The following is a 638-nucleotide window of genomic DNA, read 5'->3' as shown; positions in this document are numbered from 1 at the left end:
GCCAGCACCGCGGTGTGGATCCGGGCCCACGGTCGCAGCCCCAGCTCGTGTGCCCGGGCTGAGGTGGTGATCAGCAGCGCCGCCGATCCGTCGGAGATCTGTGACGAATTACCGGCGTGGATCAGCCCGTCCTCGATGAACAACGGCTTGAGCTGTCCGAGGGTCTCGATGCTGGTGCCACGGCGCAACCCCTCGTCGGTATCGAATTCTCCGGTCTCCGTGGAAAGTACGATGATTTGCGCGTCGAATGCACCGGAGTCGATAGCCGCGGCGGTCCGCTGATGCGACGCTGCGGCGTAGGCATCGAGATCGACCCGCGTCAATCCCCACTTTCGTGCCACCGCCTCGGCGCACAGTCCCTGATTGAACGAGAAATCGTCAAACCGCTGCATAACCCTCGGGCCGTATGGGAATCCACTTTGCCGCGTTACGCCAAGCGGCAGTCGGCTCATGGATTCCACCCCACCCGCTACTATTACGTCGCAGGCGCCGGCGGCGACCGCTTGGGCGGCGAAATCCACTGCCTGCTGGCTCGATCCGCAGGCCCGGTTGACCGTGGTGCCCGGAATGGTCACCGGCCATCCAGCGGCCAACACGGCGAACCGCGCGATGTTGCTTGACTGATCACCGATTTGGGA

The 638-nt window shown here is 64.3% G+C and carries 1 protein-coding gene; it reads right to left on the bottom strand.

Annotated features, from left to right (window positions below; all coding sequences use genetic code 11):
- The coding region (locus A5688_RS00005; protein WP_131812433.1) for a thiolase family protein at positions 1 to 638 on the bottom strand (638 nt) is incomplete at both ends.

This window comes from Mycobacterium mantenii, from assembly GCF_001667865.1.
In the GTDB taxonomy this organism is placed as follows: Bacteria; Actinomycetota; Actinomycetes; order Mycobacteriales; family Mycobacteriaceae; genus Mycobacterium; species Mycobacterium mantenii_A.
The sequence above is the reverse complement of the archived record's forward strand: the minus strand, read 5'-3'. Positions and strand labels throughout refer to the sequence as shown.